Below are 18643 nucleotides of genomic sequence, written 5' to 3'. Positions count from 1 at the left end.
GGTCAACACGCCCTGAGTAACGCTGTAAAATCTTCAGCACTGAGAGGCTTTGAAAAAAAGTACCCCTGATACAATTGACACCCCTCTTGTTTCAGTAATGCTAATTGCTCTGGTGTTTCAACGCCTTCTGCGATAGTGCCCATCCCTAAGTTTTGCGCAAGTTGAATAATAGTTCGCACCACCATGTGGTCTCGTCGATTGGTCGTACAATCATCGATAAAGCGCTTATCTATTTTTAAAATATCCAGAGGTAACAAGCTCAGCTGACATAGTGAAGAATAAGCAGTACCAAAATCATCAAGCGACAGGGTTAAACCAGCATTTTTCAACGCAGTCAGTACACGAATGTTGTCATTCGCATTTGCCATCAAAGCAGTTTCTGTTTGCTCTATTTCTAAACAGCTTGTAGTGCAATTATTACGTGCTAATGCGCTTGTTAGCTTATCTAAAAACAGTGGGTCTTGTAGTTGTATCGCTGACACATTAATTGCAACACTTTCAATGTTAAACTGTTTTTTCCAATGAGCTATTTGCTGGCAGGCTGTTTCGGTGATCCACTCACCAATCGGGTTTATTAAACCAGTTTGTTCTGCTATTGGAATAAATTCAACAGGGCTAATAAACCCCAATTGAGGGTGGAACCAACGAATTAAGGCTTCAGCCGATTTGATTTCACCGGTCGTGATACACACTTTAGGCTGATAATGAAGAGCGAGTTCACCACGCTCCGTCGCAAACTTTAAATCGTTCTCTAATCGGTAGCGTCGTAGCGTTTGCTTTGTAAGCTGGCTTTGATAAAACGAAAAATCATTCTTGCCCACTGCTTTTGCATGGTACATGGCCATGTCAGCATTGCTACATAAAATTTCTATTTCAGTCGCATCTTCAGGAAAGATTGCGATACCGATACTTGCCGTTAACTGGTAGTTTTTTGCTTTTAATAAGTAGCTCGGTTTACTCAATGTGTGAATCGCATTGGCTAATGCACGAGCAACCTGTTTGGAGTTATTACTTGGTGTTGTGATAAAAGCGAACTCATCGCCACCTATACGAAATAATAGCGAATCTTCATCTATCAATTGACTAAAACGATCTGTCACCATTTTTAATGCACTATCACCAGTCAGGTGACCTAGCTGATCATTTACTTTTTTAAAGCCGTCTAAATCAATTATTAGTAATGAAAAGTTTAGCGTTGCATCTTCTCGGCATTGCTCTTTAAAAAACAGCAATACCTCAAAAAACTTTTTTCGATTACCCAACCCCGTTAAGTAGTCCGTATAGCTCTCAGTACGAAACAACTCCATTTGCGAGTGAGTTTTACGCTGAAAATAGGTCATGATTGTCGCAAATGAGGTGATAACTATCATCTCGACCCCATCTTCAATAATGTCTAAAAATTCAGCCGCATTAATAGAGGAGACATACGCACTTAATAGTAAAACAGCAATAGGGATAGGAAGCATGGAACCCGGGAAAACCATTAAATATAATAATGGGATCAATAAGTACACTTCTTCTATTACTTCTATATCAAGATGGAATAATAAGCCCACCATAAAAATAAATAAAAAGGATATTGCAGCTAAACCTTGTTTATAGCGCACATTAGAAAGAGCAAAAGCTAAGCCAAGAGTTACTAAAAACACCACGTAAGAAAGCTGTGCAATTAAGGGCTGATCAAACCGTAAAATAACAAAAGCGACTGTTGCTAAAGTAAGCGAAAAGCCAACTGCTAATAATTTTTTTGATTTAAGAAAGCCCATTTTAAACATTTAATATTCCACGATTAATTACTTTGTAATTATATGTGAAAAATAGAACTTTTTATTATTTTTTTATTCTCCTGTCTGTGTTCCCTAAAATAGTTCGCTATATCCTTAATAGTACAAACTTTTTTAGTGGTTTTTTGAGCTGTCATTTTAAAAAGGTATAAAAAAACGCACTAGTACTAAAGTGCGTTTTTATAAATAACAATTAAAAATTAAGACTTTTTATCGGTACCTTCACACGCTGAGTTTACGACATTAGTATCAGTTTCACTATTTTCAGCGTCCTCTCTTTCAGCGTTAGTAACAGTCGCTTCTGAGCTCTCAATGTCAATAACTTCATCTTTGCTAATTGCGTCATCAACTACGGTCGTTTCAACAATATTTTGCTGTGTTTGAGCTGGTACTACTTGATAAAAACGCCCACCAGCATCAGCCATTGCAACCAAGGGTGCACACGGCGCAAATACCGGATTAAAATTAGCAAACGTCGCCATTTCTGAGCTTACTTTATCCGCACCAAGCTTATCCATATAACTAAATGGACCACCTAAAAATGGTGGGAAGCCAATGCCAAATATAGCACCAATATCACCATCGCGAGGACTGGCGATAATGCCTTCATCTAAGCAGCGCGCTGCTTCGTTAAGCATTTGTGCAACGCAACGCTGAGCTATCTCACTCTTGTTTAAACGTGGTGAAGGGCTCACGCCAAGTAATTCGTAAACTGATTCGTCCACTTTTTTGCTCTTTTTATCGTATAGATAAAAACCACGACCCGTTTTACGGCCTAAGCGTTTCGCATCAATTAAACGCGAAAATGCATCTGGCGCTTTAAAACGATCGCCCAGTTCTTTTTCAAGAATTGGAGCAATTTTAGAGCCTATATCAATCCCTACTTCATCAAGTAAAGCGAGCGGCCCAACAGGGAAACCAAACTCAACAAGCGCAGCATCAATTTTTTCAATTGGCTCGCCTGCAAGTAATAAATTTGCAGCTTCATTCACATAAGGGGCAAGAATACGGTTTACATAAAAACCCGCTTTATCTTTTACCACAATCGGCGTTTTACCTTGCTTACGAGCAAAGTTAACAATCCGCGCGATGGTCTCTTGCGACGTACCTTCATGTGGAATGATTTCAACCAATGGCATTTTCTCAACCGGTGAGAAGTAATGTAAGCCAATCACATTCTCTGGACGGGCCGCTTCTGCCGCTATTTGTGAAATAGGCAATGATGACGTGTTACTAGCAAAAATAGTGTTTGCTTGGCATTCACGTTCAACATCAGCAACCATGCCCTGTTTAAGGCTTAAATCTTCAAATACCGCTTCAATCACTAAATCAATGTGCTTAAAACCATTGTAATTAGTTGTGCCAGTAATGCGATTCATTGTTTGTTGCAGTTCAGCTGTAGATAAAATGCGACGCTTTTGCTTTTTATCTAAAATTTTATAGCTGTAATTCATGGCATTACTAATGCCCTGCTCTGCTACATCTTTAATGCGCACTAATACACCCGCTTTTACAGCACTGACATGGGCAATACCTGCGCCCATTAAACCGCCACCTAACACTGCTGTTTTGGTGATCGCTGGTGCGTCATCGTTACGCCATTCTTTTTTCATTTCGGTGGTAGCAAAAAAGATCCCACGTAATGCTTTAGACTCGCTACTCATCACTAACGTAGCAAACCCTTCTGCCTCTGTTTTATAAGCTTTTAGCTCATCAAGCTCTACACTGGCGCGTATTGCTTTAATGATAGCCAGTGGCGCAGGGTAATGACCACCGGTTTTCTTCAGTACGTTTTCTTGTGCTTTTTTAAAAATGATATTGCGACCAAATGGATTTGACTCAAGCAATTGGCTAACACGATCAAGCTTGGGCTTACTCGCTTTTGCCTTGCCTTTTAACGCAAACTCTTTGGCCACTTTTAGCAATACAGTTTGAGGGACACAATCATTCACTAAGCCTGACTTTTTAGCTTGTTTAGCGCGTATTTGTTTACCTGTTAGTGTCCACTCTAGGGCTTTTTGCAAACCAACTAATTTCGGTAAGCGCTGAGTACCACCACCACCAGGTAATAGACCAAGCTGCACTTCAGGTAAGCCTAGCTTGGTAATATCGCTGTCAGTACACACGCGGTAATCACACGCTAAAGCAAACTCCAAACCACCACCAAGCGCTGCACCATGAATAGCACTGACGGTTGGAAACGGCAGTTTTTTCATATCAAAAAAGGCACGGTGACATAGCTCGCTGATCGCTAATGCATCTTCGCGACGCTCTACGCTATCCAGCATTTTCACATCGGCGCCGGCGATAAAGTTATCGCTTTTACCACTGATAAATACCATGCCTTTAACTGACTGCTGTTTCGCGTCATCAAGCAACGTTTTTAAATCATCGGCAAAGGTATCGCGCAGGGTGTTCATTTTTTCACCCGGCACATCAATAGTAACTACGGCAATACCGTTATCATCAACACCTAAACTAAATACAGACTGTGTCATTACGCACTCTCCAATACAAAAGCTGCACCTAACCCACCTGCGGCGCATGCAGTTGTTAGTGCTAAGCCACCGCCTCGGCGGTTAAGTTCGTGTAAACTTTGGGTGATAAGTCGTGCGCCAGTTGCTGCAAATGGATGCCCATATGCAAGCGAGCCGCCCATAACATTAAACTTATCCATGTTAATCTCACCAATCGCTTTGCTGCGACCGAGTTTTTCTTGTGCAAATTTATCAGAGGCGAACATTTTCATATTTGCTAGCGTTTGCGCTGCAAATGCTTCATGCATTTCAATTAAATCAAGATCTGCAAGCGTAATACCTGCTCTTGCTAATGCGATAGGCGTAGAATGTGCAGGCCCCATTAACATGTCTTCATTTACGCCAATAGCAGAGAACGCAAAACTACGCACATACCCTAAAATGTTATAGCCTAATGCTTTAGCTTTGCTTTCGCTCATCATCAGTACCGCAGCCGCACCATCTGTTAGTGGTGTTGAGTTTGCAGCAGTTACAGAGCCATGTTGACGGTCAAACGCAGGCTTTAATTTAGCATACCCTTCAACCGTTGAGTTATGACGAATATTATTATCTTGCTCGATAAAACTTTTATACGGCGGTAAATGCGCAGTCATAACTTCATCGGCAAGCTTGCCATCTGCCCATGATTGGCTAGCAAGTGTGTGTGAGCGATGCGCAAGCGCATCTTGATCTTCACGGCTAATATTATGAGTTTTTGCCATTTGCTCAGCAGTCTGACCCATAGATAAACCCGTCGAGTATTCTGCAACAGCAGGTGGTACAGGAAGTAAATCTTTTAAACGCAATTTTGAGAATATTTTTAAGCGTTGTCCAAGTGTGCGCGCTTTATTTAAATCAACAAGGCTGCCAGCTAGTTTTTTGCTTACGCCAATTGGCAATACCGATGACGAATCAGCGCCCCCCGCAATACCCACTTGTACAGAGCCTGCCATAATCGACTCAGCTACATTAGCAATTGCCTGAAAACTAGTTGCACAGGCGCGTGATACTGAGTAAGCATCAACGGATACTGGCATACCAGTACCTAATACGATTTCGCGGGCAATATTTGGCGCTTCTGGCATTTGCACTACTTGGCCAAATACTAATTGATCAATTTCAGATTTATCAAAGTTAAGGCGTTCAAGCATTTCGTTAACCACTAACTTGCCCATATCAAGGGCTGGTACATGGTGAAATGCAGTTGCTTGTTTAGCAAATGGTGTACGTAGACCACTGACGATGGCAATACGATCGCCCTTTGCTGTTTTTAGTATGTTTTGCTCAGACATTAATGCTCTCCCGCTGACAGGTCTGACCTGTTTATTTTCCTCGATTCTAAACAACCCGTGTACTAAAGCCAATAGAGAAATTGAAAATAGTATAATTAGTTACCAACAATAGGCTTTTTTTAGCGTATTTACAAAAAATACCTGTATTTCTATGCTAGGGTAAAAACCGTTAAAAAATAACGAACTATTTTGTAAAATAGGGTCTAACACTTGTGTTATAGAACAATAATCCCAATAACCAATAAAGCTTTTTATAAACCTTGCTAACCAGGACAGTCTTTTATTATGGCCGCTAACGTATTTTCACAATTAAAAACTTATTTAGACAGCCAAATTATTGGCCAGCCAGAATTAACTCAAGCGCTACTTATCGCTATTTTAGCCGATGGTCACTTATTAGTAGAAGGCCCTCCAGGGCTTGCTAAAACCCGAGCAGTAAATGCACTTGCCAAAGGCGTTGAAGGTTCATTCCAACGCGTGCAGTTCACTCCTGATTTATTACCTGCGGATGTCACTGGCACAGATATTTACCGCCAACAGACCAGTGAGTTCGTGTTTGAGAAAGGCCCATTATTCCATAACCTAATTTTAGCCGATGAAATTAACCGTGCCCCAGCTAAAGTCCAATCAGCCTTATTAGAAGCGATGGCAGAACGCCAAGTTACGGTAGGCAAAAATACTTACCCGCTATCTGATTTATTTATGGTGATGGCGACGCAGAATCCGCTTGAGCAAGAAGGCACCTACCCGCTACCTGAAGCACAACTTGATCGCTTTTTATTGCACCTAAGTATTGGTTACCCTGGCGCAGAGCATGAGCTTGACATTTTACGTCTGACTCGCGGCGAAGCACTGAGCGAACATCAAGCCCCTGCACAACAAATTAGTCAAAACGACTTATTTGCTTCACGCAAAGCGATTTTAGGCTTGCATCTAGCTGAGCCACTTGAACAGTATTTAGTACAGCTAATTATTGCCACGCGTGAAGGCGCTAAATTAGATGCTCAACTAGGCAGTTGGATTGAGTATGGCGCAAGCCCACGTGCCACGATTGCCCTTGATAAATGTGCCCGCGCACATGCTTGGTTACAAGGCCGTGACTTTGTTGCACCTGATGACATTCAAGCGGTACTGCATAATGTGCTGCGCCACCGCATTATCTTAAGTTACGAAGCACAAGCTGATGGTGTGACTAAAGATCAGGTTATTAGCCGTATCCTAGAACTTGTTGCCGTGCCATAAACTATGCAAAGCCAATTAGATAATCAACAATGGCTTAGCTTAAGTCATAGTCATGGGGTCGACTTAGGGCTTAAAGAGCTGATGTATTACAAAGCTAAAGCCCGCTTGCTTGAGCTTGCCCCAAAAGCTAAAATTAAAAACAGCCTAACTGGCCAATATCTTGCGCCTCATAAAGGCCGTGGTATGGAGTTTGCCGAAGTACGCCATTATCAACAAGGCGATGATATTCGCTCAATTGATTGGCGTGTTACCGCACGTACTGGTGAAACCCACACTAAACTTTTTCAAGAAGAAAAAGAACGACCAGTGTTTGTGTTTACCGACTTTTCTAATTCGATGCTGTTTGGCTCCAAGCTGTTACTTAAGTCTGTGCAAGCAGCGCATATTAGCGCATTAGTTGCATGGTCTGCATGTCAACGTGGTGATCGTATCGGCGGTATTGTATTTAATCAACATGGTCATTTAGAACTAAAACCCACCGCCCGTGAGAAAGCAGTATTAAAACTGTGTCACAATTTATGCGATAACCACCAGCAAGCACTGACACGCATTGACGAGCCCACCGAAAATAAACTCAGCGATAACCTCAAGCGCTTAAACCATTTAGCCAAGCCAGGTAGTTTAGTGTATTTGGTGTCTGATTTTAGCACCCTTGATGATGCCAGCTTTAAGCAATTAGAAATACTGAGTCGTCACTGTGAGCTAATTGGCTGCCATATTAGCGACCCATTTGAGCACCAGCTCCCTGCGTTTAAACAAACGGTAACAGTCAGTGCCAATGGCAGTGATTTTGCCCTGCCGCTTATGGACAAAAGCTTTCGTGATAAGTTTGCTAAAACTGCTGAGCAAGCATTTGCTTCACGTTTAGAGCGTTTAACTAAATCGGGTCTTAATTTAATATCATTCAATGCAGCTACCCCCCTTGAGCTACAATTAGTGAGAAAGTAACATGCAAACCTCTCCATTAGATGGCCTACATGATGTAATTGTACCAACCCACGTTTCTTGGTGGCCATTAGCACCTATTTGGTGGGTTATAATGGCTATACTGCTACTGACTATTAGTTTTATCAGTTACAAGTTGTATCAGACTTACCAATTTAAAAAAGCCAAACGTCAGGCTATTTTACTAAGTAACCAATGCGATAATGATGCCCAGCAATTACATATTTTAATTAAACGTCTGGCATTACATTACTATCAACAACGCGTGGCATCGCAAGGCACGCAGCAATGGTGTAACACACTAAATAAGCTGACCGGTCAACAATTCACTGAACTTGAACTCATGAGCCTATATCAACCGCAAACCAATCAAGCGGCGCTAGCGAATAAATTAAAACTCGCCATTGTGCAATTTAAAGTAAAGGAGCCGTTAAATGTTTGAATTTAGCTGGCCTTGGTTATTTTTATTATTGCCACTGCCTTGGTTGTTACGCTTGTTTAAACCCGTACACAGCGAAGGTAACACCCGATTACGTATTCCCAGTTTTGCCAAACACAATTTGGCCACGCAAGTTGCCCAGCAGCAAACTCGCGGTATTAGCTTATTTGAATGGTTAATTTGGGCTTTATTAGTTACCGCACTGGCAAACCCCACTTGGCTCGATGACCCAATTACATTACCTAATGAAGGTCGCGATATTATGCTTGCCGTGGATTTATCTGGGTCGATGACCGAGCAAGATATGGCATATCAAGGCCAATACGTTGATCGTCTAACCATGGTAAAAGCAGTATTGAGTGACTTTATAGAGCAACGCCAAGGTGACCGATTAGGGCTGATTTTATTTGGCGACACGGCTTTTTTACAAACCCCACTCACCCGGGACGTAAAAACCGTGAGTCAAATGCTCTCAGAGGCACAAATTGGCTTAGTTGGCCGCGCAACTGCGATTGGCGATGCATTGGGTTTATCAGTAAAGCGCTTCGCTAACAAAGATGAAAGTAACCGCATAGTAGTACTCTTAACCGATGGCCAAAATACCGCCGGTAATTTAGATCCAGAAGAAGCCTTATTACTTGCACGCGAAGAAGGCATTAAAGTGTATACCATAGGTGTGGGCTCTGATAATCCGCGCGGTTTTAGCTTATTCAATATGGGTGGCATGAGCGGTGGAAGTTTAGATGAAACCTTACTTAAACGCATTGCTGAACAAACTGGCGGACTCTACTTTCGCGCAAAAGACGTGGCCGGCTTGCAACAAATTTATCAAGAGCTTGATAAACTCGAGCCTATCAGCGCTGATGAGCAAACTTTTCGCCCGCAAAGTGCATTATTTTATTACCCGTTATTAATTGCATTGGCCTTGATTGGCCTGCGCGTTATGTTCATTACGGCAAAAACACTAAGACAGGAGGCCTAATGGACTTTGAATTTATCCGCCCAGCCGTTTTGTGGCTATTAATCCCTGTGTGCTTAATGTTTATGATTGCAATGATCAAAAACAAAAAAACGAGCCAAAGTGAACTAATCGCACCGCACCTGGCAAAGTTTGTGATCAACACCAATAGCAAAGAACAGTCGCAACCTATGTGGCTAATTGCCCTTTTTACTATTTTAGCCGTTGTTTTTAGCGCTGGCCCTAGCTTTGAAGAAAAGCAAGTACCGGTATTTCAAAGTAAAAACGCCCGTGTAATTGTAATGGATATGTCGCTGTCAATGTACAGCACCGACATTGCCCCAAGTCGCATAGTGCAAGCCCGTTTTAAAGCGCTGGATATGATTGAACTGTTTAAAGAAGGCGACACCGCACTTGTTGCTTACGCTGGCACTGCTTATACTATTTCTCCTTTAACCAATGATGCTGCAACACTTGAGAATCTGATCCCAAGTTTAAGCCCTGATATTATGCCCGACAAAGGCTCAAACGTACTTGCCGGCCTCGATGTAGCCAAAGAGCTATTAACACAAGCAGGCTACCTTGAAGGCGACATTATTTTAATTACAGATGGCGTGGAGCAAAGTGAGCAACAAGACATTAGTCAATTTACTGCAGCAAATAACTATCGGTTGAATATTTATGGTGTGGGTACAGAGCAAGGCGCGCCCATTAAGCTCCCTGAAGGTGGTTTTTTAAAAGACAGCTACGGCCAAATTGTGATCCCAACCATCAACACAAGCATGCTTAATAGCTTAGCCAAAAACAGTGGTGGCAAGTTTGCAACTTACCAACCTAGTGCTGGTGACATTCAAGTTTTTGCACCCAGTGCCAACAGCGAAATGTTAAAAAATGAAAAACAAAGCCAAGCATTATGGCGTATTGATGCCGGTATTTATGGCCTGTTTATTTTACTGCCAATGATGATGTGGATTTTTCGCCGTGGTGCATTTGCCGCTGCATTTTTAGTCATATGCTTTTTACCACAACAAAATGCATATGCTGTAGAGGTGCCGCGTGTATTTAAAAATCAAGATCAACGCGCATTAGATGCTTACAAAAAAGGTGAATATGATCAAGCAGCTACAGCAAAATCAAGTCAATTAAAAGGCGCGGCGCTTTACCAGCAAGGCAATTTTGATGCTGCTTTGACACAGTTCAGTCAAGATAAAACCGCAACGGGTTTATATAACTACGGCAACGCCCTTGCCAAAGCTGGAAAGTTAGAAGAAGCAACACAAGCTTATAAAAAAGCCCTTGAAATAGACCCCGACTTTACCCAAGCAAAAGATAACAAAGCACTTGTTGAGCAATTAAAGGATCAGCAGCAACAGCAAGAAGATCAGGACTCAGATCAAGAGCAACAAAGCCAAGATGGCGAGCAAGGCCAAGATCAGCCAAACAAAGAAAATAAAGATAAATCACAACAAGGGGACAAACCATCTGAAGATCAACAACCTCAACAAGGTGATGAATCCAAGCAAAGTGATGAACAGCAAGCTGATGACAAGCAAAAAGATGGTAAACCTTCTGAGCAAAATGATCCAAAAATGGAAGCTCAACCAAATGACACCGATAAAAGTAGCGAAGAGCAGCAGCAAAGTGCGCAGAACGAATCAAAGGATGACGCCGCTAAAGATGATGACAAGCAAGCACAACCGCAAATGACCTCTGAGCAACAGCAACAAGCAGAAGAAGCTGCAAAGCAACAAGCTATGCAAGCGCAAACTGCAGAGCTCACTAATGAAGAAAAAGAAAAAGCACAGCAATTAAATCAACTGTTGCGCAAAGTCCCCGATGACCCTGCTATTTTATTACGCAATAAAATGCAATTAGAAGCCCAAAAACGAAACCGTCAACGCCGTCCACAAGGAGTCGAAAAATCATGGTAATGCGATTAATCTGTTGTTTGTTGCTTATCAGCGCTATGCCCCTGTGGGCTGTTACTCAATTACAAGCCAGTGTTGATAAAAACCCGGTACTCGCGGGTGAATTTTTTACCCTCAGTATCAGTGCTGACGACACCATAAAAAACGAACAACCAGACACCTCTGCGTTGTTAAAGGATTTTGTCGTTGGGCCAACCAGTGTTAGTACTCGTACTAATATCGTCAATGGCAGTATTTCAAAGCAAACGACGTGGTCAGTTAAGCTAATGACCCGAAGTGCGGGTGAATATACAATACCTGCATTTAGTATTGCTGGCGTAAACTCTATTCCCATCACTTTAAAAGTGGCGCAGCGCAGCAAGGATACTGAGCAAAGTAGTGATGCATTTATTAAAGCGTCGCTTTCTAGTGAAAGTTTATTCGTGCAAGAAGCTGGCCTATACACGATTAAGCTCTACCTTGCTAAAGAACTGTTAGATGGCAATTTAACGGCACCAAGCATGCCTGATGCACAATTGAGTCAAATCGGTAAGCAAACGGAAAACTATGAACTTATAGATGGAAAACGTTACTTAGTTATCACCCGAGAGTATTTAGTCCAGCCACAAAAAAGTGGCAGTTATACTATTGAAGCGCCTGCGTTTCAGGGCCGCGTTCGCCAGAATTACCGCCAACTAGAAATCTCCGCACTAGGTGAAAGCGTCAATGTAGAGATAAAGCCAATACCGAGTGATTACCAAGGTTCATGGTTACCAAGTGAGTTAGTCAATTTAGATGAACAGTGGCAACCAACTGACGATACTGTTGAAGTTGGCACACCGATTACACGGACTTTAACTTTAACAGCCCTTGGTATTACTAAAGAGCAATTACCTGACATTAAATTACCTGAAATACAAGGCATTCGCAGCTACCCTGATGAAAAAGAGAATAACCACTTAGTCCGTGATGGTCGAGTAATATCACAACAAACAGCCTCATACGCACTATTACCACAAACACCAGGCACATACACATTACCTGAGGTAAGCGTGCCTTGGTATAACACCAAAATAAATCGAATTAGCTATGCTACGCTACCTGCCCGTACAATCACTGTGATACCTAGCAGCACCACAACGCTAAACCCACCCTTGCCTGCACAATCAGATCAAGGCGTATCGGCAGATTCACGTACACCAATATCTACCTCATCAGTGTATATAAACTCATATCCGTTATGGCTCGTGATTATCAGTGTAATTGGTTACTTATTATGGCTTATAACACTTATTTTATGGTGGCGTAGTAAATCTCATCGTGAGCTGATAAATGCCCCCGCTAAAAAAGTAACAAATAAATCGTCACTATTTTTGGATGAATTAAAACGCCACAGTAAAAATAACGATGTAAGCGCTTTTTATCAGGCTCTAAATCGTTACGCGGTACAAACAACAAAACAATCTCATAGTGCGATAGACAAGCTAGAACTGCACGCTGATAATGCTTTGCTTAGCCAGCACATTGCTAAATTGCGGGCTGCGCTCTATAGTCCTTACAATACAGATGTTGATATGGTCGCTATTGTAAACCTATTACAAGAGCAACATAAAATACAAAAAACGTCACAAGAATCGGTGTTAAAAGGACTTTATAAATAGAGTTTGAGTAATGAGGTGTTATTCTCGACTTAAACAAAGAATTACTTAAAATAAAAAAGTGCTTATGCTTGGAAATAAAAATTCTAATGATCAGGTCTTAGTAAATATGGCAGAGAAACAAAAACGCTATGAGAAACTTGTTCATGTTTATCATAGTGAACTATATCGCTTTGCTTATTGGTTATGTCGTGACCCTAATATTGCCGAAGATCTTGTTCAAGAAACGTTTTTACGTGCTTGGCGCGCTCTTGACTCACTATTAGATCAAAAAGCAGCTAAACCATGGCTATTGACGATTTTACGCCGGGAAAATGCCCGCCGTTTTGAACGCAAACAATTTGATTATAGTGATGTTGAAAATGACACCTTAGTTGACGAAAAAAGCGTCACTTTGGATGACGAAATGGAACAAACAGTGATCCAACGTCAAATTGCTAAATTATCCGATGAATACCGCGAACCATTACTGCTGCAAGTTGTAATGGGTTGCTCAGGTGAAGAGATAGCAGAAATATTAGATTTAAATAAGAACACGGTTATGACACGTTTATACCGTGCGAGAAACCAGTTAAAAGAGGCATTAAGCCGTGATGATGAACAACTTAAAGGGGCATCAAAATAATGGATGATCTCGAGTTTCGTCGCCGAGTTTTTGCACAACCAAGTAGCACCGATGAGGAGCTATTGGAATTTGCAGAGCAACACCCTGAGCGACAAGAGCTAATCAATGAAATGCAAGCTTTTGATTTAGAGCTTTCAGGCGCACTTGATATACCTGTACCAAAAGGGCTCTCAGAGCGTATTCTAGCGAATACCGCTGCGCATACTCAAGATGAGTCTACTGCTACACAGCACACAAAACCTGAGCAAGCTAACGCAGTAACGCAAACACAGCAACCTACTAATAATGTTGTTGATGCCAGTTCGCGCTTTAAACGTAATCGTTTACCGTTAGCAATGGCCGCCTCATTATTAGTAGCGGTCAGTGCATTTTTCTTTAGTAGTGAACAAAGTGTAGCCTATGGTGCTGGCGAACATGCACTTGCTCACGTTTACTATGAAATTAATGCATTAGAAAAAACTGCCGAAATCAGCTTACAAACAGTCAACGAAAAATTTGCCGTATTAGGTGGTCATTTAGATGAGTTACCCGGCAAAGTCACCTACTTGATGTTTTGCGACTTCAAAGGTCAAAAAGGGTTACATTTAATATTTGAGTCTGATCACGGACCTATGACTGTATTTATTGTGCCATCGAAGCAACAATCATTTGGTCTTGGTCAAGATGACTTCCAAGATGACCGTTTTGAAGGCCATATTAATCGTGGCCCGGATGCTGATACTATTTTAGTCGCCAGCCTCGGTGCACCACTACAAAACTACAATGATCGTATTAACCATGCAATTCGCTGGTTAAACTAATAACTAAGTGCATAGGCGTTTTATCTACGCCAATGCACTTACCTCACGGTCATAATCCTATTATTCCAATGAATGGGAGAAGCTTAACGCTCTATGAAAAAATTCATCCTGAGAACGAACTGAATACCAATAAAGCACATCAAGCGTTTTTAGATTTACAGCAGTTATTTTAACTCGCTGCTACTGCTTTACTTGCCAATAGCCTGTTTTCTTTGCGCCTATGCGTGTTATTAATCTCGCACCTTTAAAAAATTTTATGCGCCTTTCAATGGTACTTTGCGACTTACCACATTTCTCAGCAAGCTGTGCATTGGTCATATAGCGGCCTTGTTCGATAAACGCCAAAATGACTTTATCAACGTCAGATAGTTTTAAACCCTCACTTAAGCCCGCATTTAAACCCTCAGCTTCTGACGTTTTAGCCTCAGTTATTGCATCAAAAATCATTTGTAACATGAACTCAATAAATGGAGCGCTATCGGTTTGCTGGGTGCTTTGGCGAATAGCGAGGTAGTAGTCGTCTTGATGTTGATGCACCATACTTTCAACAGGAATATTAATAAACACGTCATGCCATTTAGACAGTATCAACGTTTGCCATAAACGTCCTATGAGGCCGTTGCCATCTGAAAACGGGTGAATAAACTCAAATTCATAATGAAATACACAACTGGCAACAAGTGGGTGAACATCACTACTTTCTAGCCATTCTAATAGTTCAGCCATTAATTTTGGTACACGTTCAGCTTGCGGTGCCATGTGTACAACTTGCTCACCCGACATTACACCTTCTTGACGGTACCTGCCTGCATCGTTAACTAAGCCTGTCATCATCAATAAATGCGCACTTAAAAGATTTGAAGGGTTTGTTGGCTGCCACTGAGTTAGCGCGTTATAACTATTAATCGCGTTATGCGCTTCTTGCACCTCTTTAGGTGGGGCTATAATACGTTTGCCATCCAAAATAGCGGTTATCTGCTGCTGCGTTAAGGTGCTTCCCTCTATCGCAAGTGAACCTTGCACGGTTCGCATGCGGTTAACCTTACGTAAGCGCAGTAACTTGGCTTGCTCTTGTTGCACTGTGAGTCGACCAATAGACTCACTAATTTTGGCAACTAACGTGAGTGTTTTATTTGATAGCGTAAAAGGCGGTGCGTATTTGGCCATTTTGTCAGTTCATTAATTAGGTTATTAAATTGAGCAGTCGTTGATAAAGTAACACTTTCAAACTTTATTTGTACAGTCAGCCCATTGTTTATATAAATGAATTGCATAAAAAAACCCGCAAACTTGATTGCTCAAATTTGCGGGTTTTTTAGGGTTTTTAAATCAACGAATTTAAAAACCTATATTGGTGGAGCTGGGGGGATTTGAACCCCCGTCCGAAAAGCCTCGACCGTCGGTACTACATGTTTAGTATTGTCATTTAATTAACCTTTAAATCCCGGACAAACACGGTAGATAAAGGCGAGGCCGCTTAGTTTTAGCGCTTCAACCCCGGCCAGGGTTTCCGTCGCGATCAGGTGTTAGGGTGACACTCCAAAATCCAGTCCACAAGAATACATGGAAGGAGCGCTAGCCAGCCTAAGCTGCTAGAGAGTAGTTATCGTCGTTTGCGATTACTTTAGATTGCGGCTTTTTAACGAGGCAAACCGCACCTCGACATGCACCTTGGGCTTCTTGAATTCCGTCGAATCCTAATCAGCCCCTGAATTAGTAAACTCATTCAGAGCGTGCAGCCAGTATAACTGAGTAACGCACTGATACTCAAGGCCCTTCTGCGCTTTATTTTAAGCATTTTATTTAACTGCTCATTTAATACACATAAACATGTTAACAAAATGCCGAGAAACGAAATAAAATAGAACAATTGCTTAACATACATTCAAAGTTATGCTCAAATGCTTGGCTAAACCACCAAACTCATTTTAGTTATTTGGTTTGGGGATAAAAAATAATAAAAACAGGCATATTAAATAGGAAGTATTCTAAATGTCGTTGTTTACCCATGATATGCAAACAGGCTTTGTTTCATTGCTTGAGCACCCAAAAAACAGTGGTTTTCCAGCCACTAGCTCTCAACTTATGGAGTTAATAGAAGAATCTGCATATGCTGATTTTGAAATAGTCAGTGCAAATATCGGTAAGTTGTTCTCTCCTAGCAAAAACTATCAAGCTGATCCTCTCATTATTGCCCGTGCACTTGATGCATCATTACTCATTCAAGTTGATGAAAAAAATATGGTAGCAGAGGCAACATTGACCACCGCTAAGGGCGGCACGTTGATGTCTATGGAACTGGCGCGCGAGGTGTTAGCTGACGCTGGTGTATTACAAGGTGTTAGCACTCGCGCACTGGATAATTTTTTAGGCCAACAGTTTGAAAAGCCTGCTGGTGTTTCTTATAAGGCGATTGTTGCTCACGGGCGCAGGCCTAAAGAAGGCAGTGATGCTAAATTTGTGCGTTTGTGTTCTACAGCCCAAGACCGCGTTTTAAGCCCACAAGCAAAAGAAGGCGGTAAGGTCGACATGCGTGATTTAGGCGCCATTATTACGGTAAAACCGGGCACCCCTCTAATGCAGCGTGTTGCTGCAACGTCAGGTGAAGATGGTTACACTGTTTTTGGTGATATTCTTCCCGCCAACCCAGGAAAAGATTTAGCATTACAACCTTTTGAAGGGACTAAAATAGACCCGGAAAACCCCAATATTCTCATAGCAGACTGTAAAGGCGTACCCGTTGCTCTGCCGCGAGGTATGCGGGTTGATGATGTTCTCTGTTTTGATAATGTTGATATTGGCACTGGCCATGTTGATTTTGATGGCAGTGTAATCATTAGCGGTGATATTAAAGATGGTATGCGTGTTCGTGCAAGTGGTGATATCACTGTACTCGGGTTTGTTGAATCCGGAAAAATCGAAAGTGCGAGTGCCGTTACTATCATGTTGGGCGCGATAGGCAGAAAGCGTGAAGGTAGCGAAGCCTTTACCTGTAAAATTAAAGCAGCTCGTACTATTTCAATTGGCTATGCGCAATATTGTCATATTCATACTGAGCAAGATTTATTTATAGAACGTCAGGCATTGCATTGTGATTTAAGTGCGCGGCGGTTAATTCGTGTAGGAAAAGCCAATAATCCCAGAGGTAAAATAATTGGTGGCAATATACTAGACGCAATGCGGATTGAAACCGGCGAATTAGGTGCGCCATCAGGTACTAAAACCCGCGTTTATCTTGCGCAATATTGGCATGACTTACGTCAAAAACAACAACAAATTGCCGATTTTGAAAAACTGCTCGCCACTAAATCTGTCGCACTTAAGCAAGCGCGTAAAAAAGCAGTTAAAATTCCACTACCCGTTAAGCGACAACTATTTTTAGATAAAATATCAGCCAGCGAGCAACAAATTGATATTCGTATCGCAAATACCAAACGTAAAAAACATTTGATAAAACAAAAAATAACGCGTTTATTAGCAACCAGTCGGTTAAAAATTAATGAGCTAATGCACCCTGGTGTGGAGCTTAAAATTGCGAAAGATTCAAAGCACTTTTCGCGAATTTACCCACCCCACTTAGTCAAAATGACTGAAGGAAAAATTACTCAGTCGTTTTAACGACTGAGTTTTACTCATCACTTTAAATACTTCCCTCTGAATCATCTAGCACTTCTTCTGCTAGCGGCCAGCCACCGAGTTCTTGCCAACGATTAACAATGAAGCAATAAAGTTCAGCAGTACGCTCTGTATCATAAAGTGCTGAATGAGCTTGTTGGTTATCAAACTCAATACCTGCCGCTCTGCATGCTTTTGCTAATACTGTTTGACCAAGTGCTAAGCCTGCCAGTGAAGTAGTATCAAAACTTACAAAAGGATGAAAAGGCGTACGTTTAATATTGTTACGCTCAATTGATGCATTTAAAAAACCATGATCAAATGCAGCATTATGAGCCACAATCACTGATCGCTGACAGCCTGCGGCTTTTTGAGCTTTGCGCACAACTTTACAAATTTCTTTAATTGCTTCTTCTTCAGGTACTGCACCGCGTAATGGCGAAAATGGGTCTATACCGTTGAAGTCAATTGCGGCTTGTTCAATATTAGCCCCTTCAAATGGTTCTACATGAAAATGAACCGTGTGATCAATGCTTAGCAGCCCATCATCGTCCATTTTTAATACTGACACCGCAATTTCTAGCAGTGCATCGGTTACTTTATTAAAGCCCGCAGTTTCAACATCAATAACCACCGGGAAAAAGCCACGAAAGCGTTTTGCGAAAAGAGTTTGTTCAGTATTTGCCATAGTATTCTTGGTTTGCCAGAGTAAGCTGGCTATTATGTCAAAAATCATAGCTCCTGTGCTAGGGCTTTACCGATTAATTTAACGCTTACATTTAGGCATATAACTTGCTTTATTTAACTAGCTAACGACATTATGATGGCTCAGTGCCTTTGTAAATGCAGTCTTTGCCAAGAT

15 protein-coding genes and 1 other RNA gene are annotated in these 18643 nt (G+C 41.6%); 10 read left to right on the top strand and 6 right to left on the bottom strand.

The genetic code is table 11. The features are described 5' to 3' along the window. Window positions 1-2 precede the first annotated feature (2 nt). The 3 genes from A7967_RS02860 to fadI form a co-directional block, all read right to left on the bottom strand. Complete coding sequence (locus A7967_RS02860) at window positions 3-1775, bottom strand: putative bifunctional diguanylate cyclase/phosphodiesterase (RefSeq protein WP_054203201.1); 1773 nt, start codon at window positions 1773-1775, stop codon at window positions 3-5. Between the two features lie 209 nt (window positions 1776-1984). Continuing rightward, window positions 1985-4282, bottom strand: coding sequence for a fatty acid oxidation complex subunit alpha FadJ (fadJ, locus tag A7967_RS02855; protein ID WP_054203202.1), 2298 nt, complete (start codon window positions 4280-4282; stop codon window positions 1985-1987). Beyond that, the gene (fadI, locus tag A7967_RS02850) at window positions 4282-5592 is read right to left on the bottom strand and encodes an acetyl-CoA C-acyltransferase FadI (RefSeq protein ID WP_054203203.1); all 1311 of its coding nucleotides are present in this window, start codon (window positions 5590-5592) and stop codon (window positions 4282-4284) included. Before fadI ends, fadJ begins: the two co-directional genes overlap by 1 nt. A gap of 285 nt (window positions 5593-5877) precedes the next feature. Between fadI and A7967_RS02845 the strand changes: the two genes are divergently transcribed. The 9 genes from A7967_RS02845 to A7967_RS22955 all read left to right on the top strand — a co-directional run bounded on the left by A7967_RS02845 (window position 5878) and on the right by A7967_RS22955 (window position 14339). Beyond that, entirely contained in the window at window positions 5878-6834 is a 957-nt protein-coding gene (locus A7967_RS02845; protein WP_054203204.1) for an AAA family ATPase, read from the top strand. Between the two features lie 3 nt (window positions 6835-6837). Then, window positions 6838-7782 (top strand): DUF58 domain-containing protein, encoded by a 945-nt coding sequence (locus tag A7967_RS02840; protein WP_054203205.1) that lies wholly within the window; start codon window positions 6838-6840, stop codon window positions 7780-7782. A 1-nt stretch (window position 7783) separates the two neighbouring features. Further along, complete coding sequence (locus tag A7967_RS02835; protein WP_054203206.1) at window positions 7784-8221, top strand: DUF4381 domain-containing protein; 438 nt, start codon at window positions 7784-7786, stop codon at window positions 8219-8221. Beyond that, the gene (locus A7967_RS02830) at window positions 8214-9200 is read left to right on the top strand and encodes a vWA domain-containing protein (RefSeq protein WP_054203207.1); all 987 of its coding nucleotides are present in this window, start codon (window positions 8214-8216) and stop codon (window positions 9198-9200) included. Before A7967_RS02835 ends, A7967_RS02830 begins: the two co-directional genes overlap by 8 nt. Then, window positions 9200-11107, top strand: a complete 1908-nt coding sequence (locus tag A7967_RS02825) for a vWA domain-containing protein (protein WP_054203208.1) — start codon at window positions 9200-9202, stop codon at window positions 11105-11107. Before A7967_RS02830 ends, A7967_RS02825 begins: the two co-directional genes overlap by 1 nt. Then, on the top strand, window positions 11101-12744 hold the full coding sequence (locus tag A7967_RS02820; protein ID WP_054203209.1) for a BatD family protein: 1644 nt from the start codon (window positions 11101-11103) through the stop codon (window positions 12742-12744). The genes A7967_RS02825 and A7967_RS02820 overlap by 7 nt, the downstream gene beginning before the upstream one ends. A 64-nt stretch (window positions 12745-12808) precedes the next feature. Continuing rightward, window positions 12809-13366 carry a sigma-70 family RNA polymerase sigma factor gene (locus tag A7967_RS02815; protein WP_054454983.1) on the top strand — a complete coding sequence of 186 codons (558 nt, stop codon included), beginning with the start codon at window positions 12809-12811 and terminating at the stop codon, window positions 13364-13366. Next, window positions 13366-14166: a DUF3379 family protein gene (locus A7967_RS02810; RefSeq protein WP_054203211.1), complete on the top strand. Its 801-nt coding sequence runs from the start codon at window positions 13366-13368 to the stop codon at window positions 14164-14166. The genes A7967_RS02815 and A7967_RS02810 overlap by 1 nt, the downstream gene beginning before the upstream one ends. A gap of 32 nt (window positions 14167-14198) precedes the next feature. Beyond that, entirely contained in the window at window positions 14199-14339 is a 141-nt protein-coding gene (locus tag A7967_RS22955; RefSeq protein WP_157601455.1) for a hypothetical protein, read from the top strand. Between the two features lie 7 nt (window positions 14340-14346). Here the strand turns inward: A7967_RS22955 and A7967_RS02805 are convergent, their stop codons facing one another. Together A7967_RS02805 and ssrA are read right to left on the bottom strand one after the other, a co-directional pair. Next, window positions 14347-15333 (bottom strand): Fic family protein, encoded by a 987-nt coding sequence (locus tag A7967_RS02805; protein ID WP_054203212.1) that lies wholly within the window; start codon window positions 15331-15333, stop codon window positions 14347-14349. Window positions 15334-15518: 185 nt separating this feature from the next. Further along, window positions 15519-15875: a transfer-messenger RNA gene (gene ssrA / locus A7967_RS02800) on the bottom strand. A 283-nt stretch (window positions 15876-16158) separates the two neighbouring features. On the opposite strand from ssrA, the gene A7967_RS02795 reads away from it, so the two are divergent. After that, a complete protein-coding gene (locus A7967_RS02795; RefSeq protein WP_054203235.1) occupies window positions 16159-17784 on the top strand; it encodes a flagellar assembly protein A in 1626 nt (541 codons plus the stop codon). Window positions 17785-17806: 22 nt separating this feature from the next. Here A7967_RS02795 and rnt read toward each other — a convergent pair whose 3' ends face one another. Next, a complete protein-coding gene (gene rnt / locus A7967_RS02790; RefSeq protein ID WP_054203468.1) occupies window positions 17807-18469 on the bottom strand; it encodes a ribonuclease T in 663 nt (220 codons plus the stop codon). Window positions 18470-18643 lie beyond the last annotated feature (174 nt).

The organism is Pseudoalteromonas neustonica, assembly GCF_001653135.1.
GTDB classification, from domain to species: Bacteria; Pseudomonadota; Gammaproteobacteria; order Enterobacterales; family Alteromonadaceae; genus Pseudoalteromonas; species Pseudoalteromonas neustonica.
Note: the sequence above shows the minus strand (reverse complement) of the source record. Positions and strands in the feature narration are given on the sequence as shown.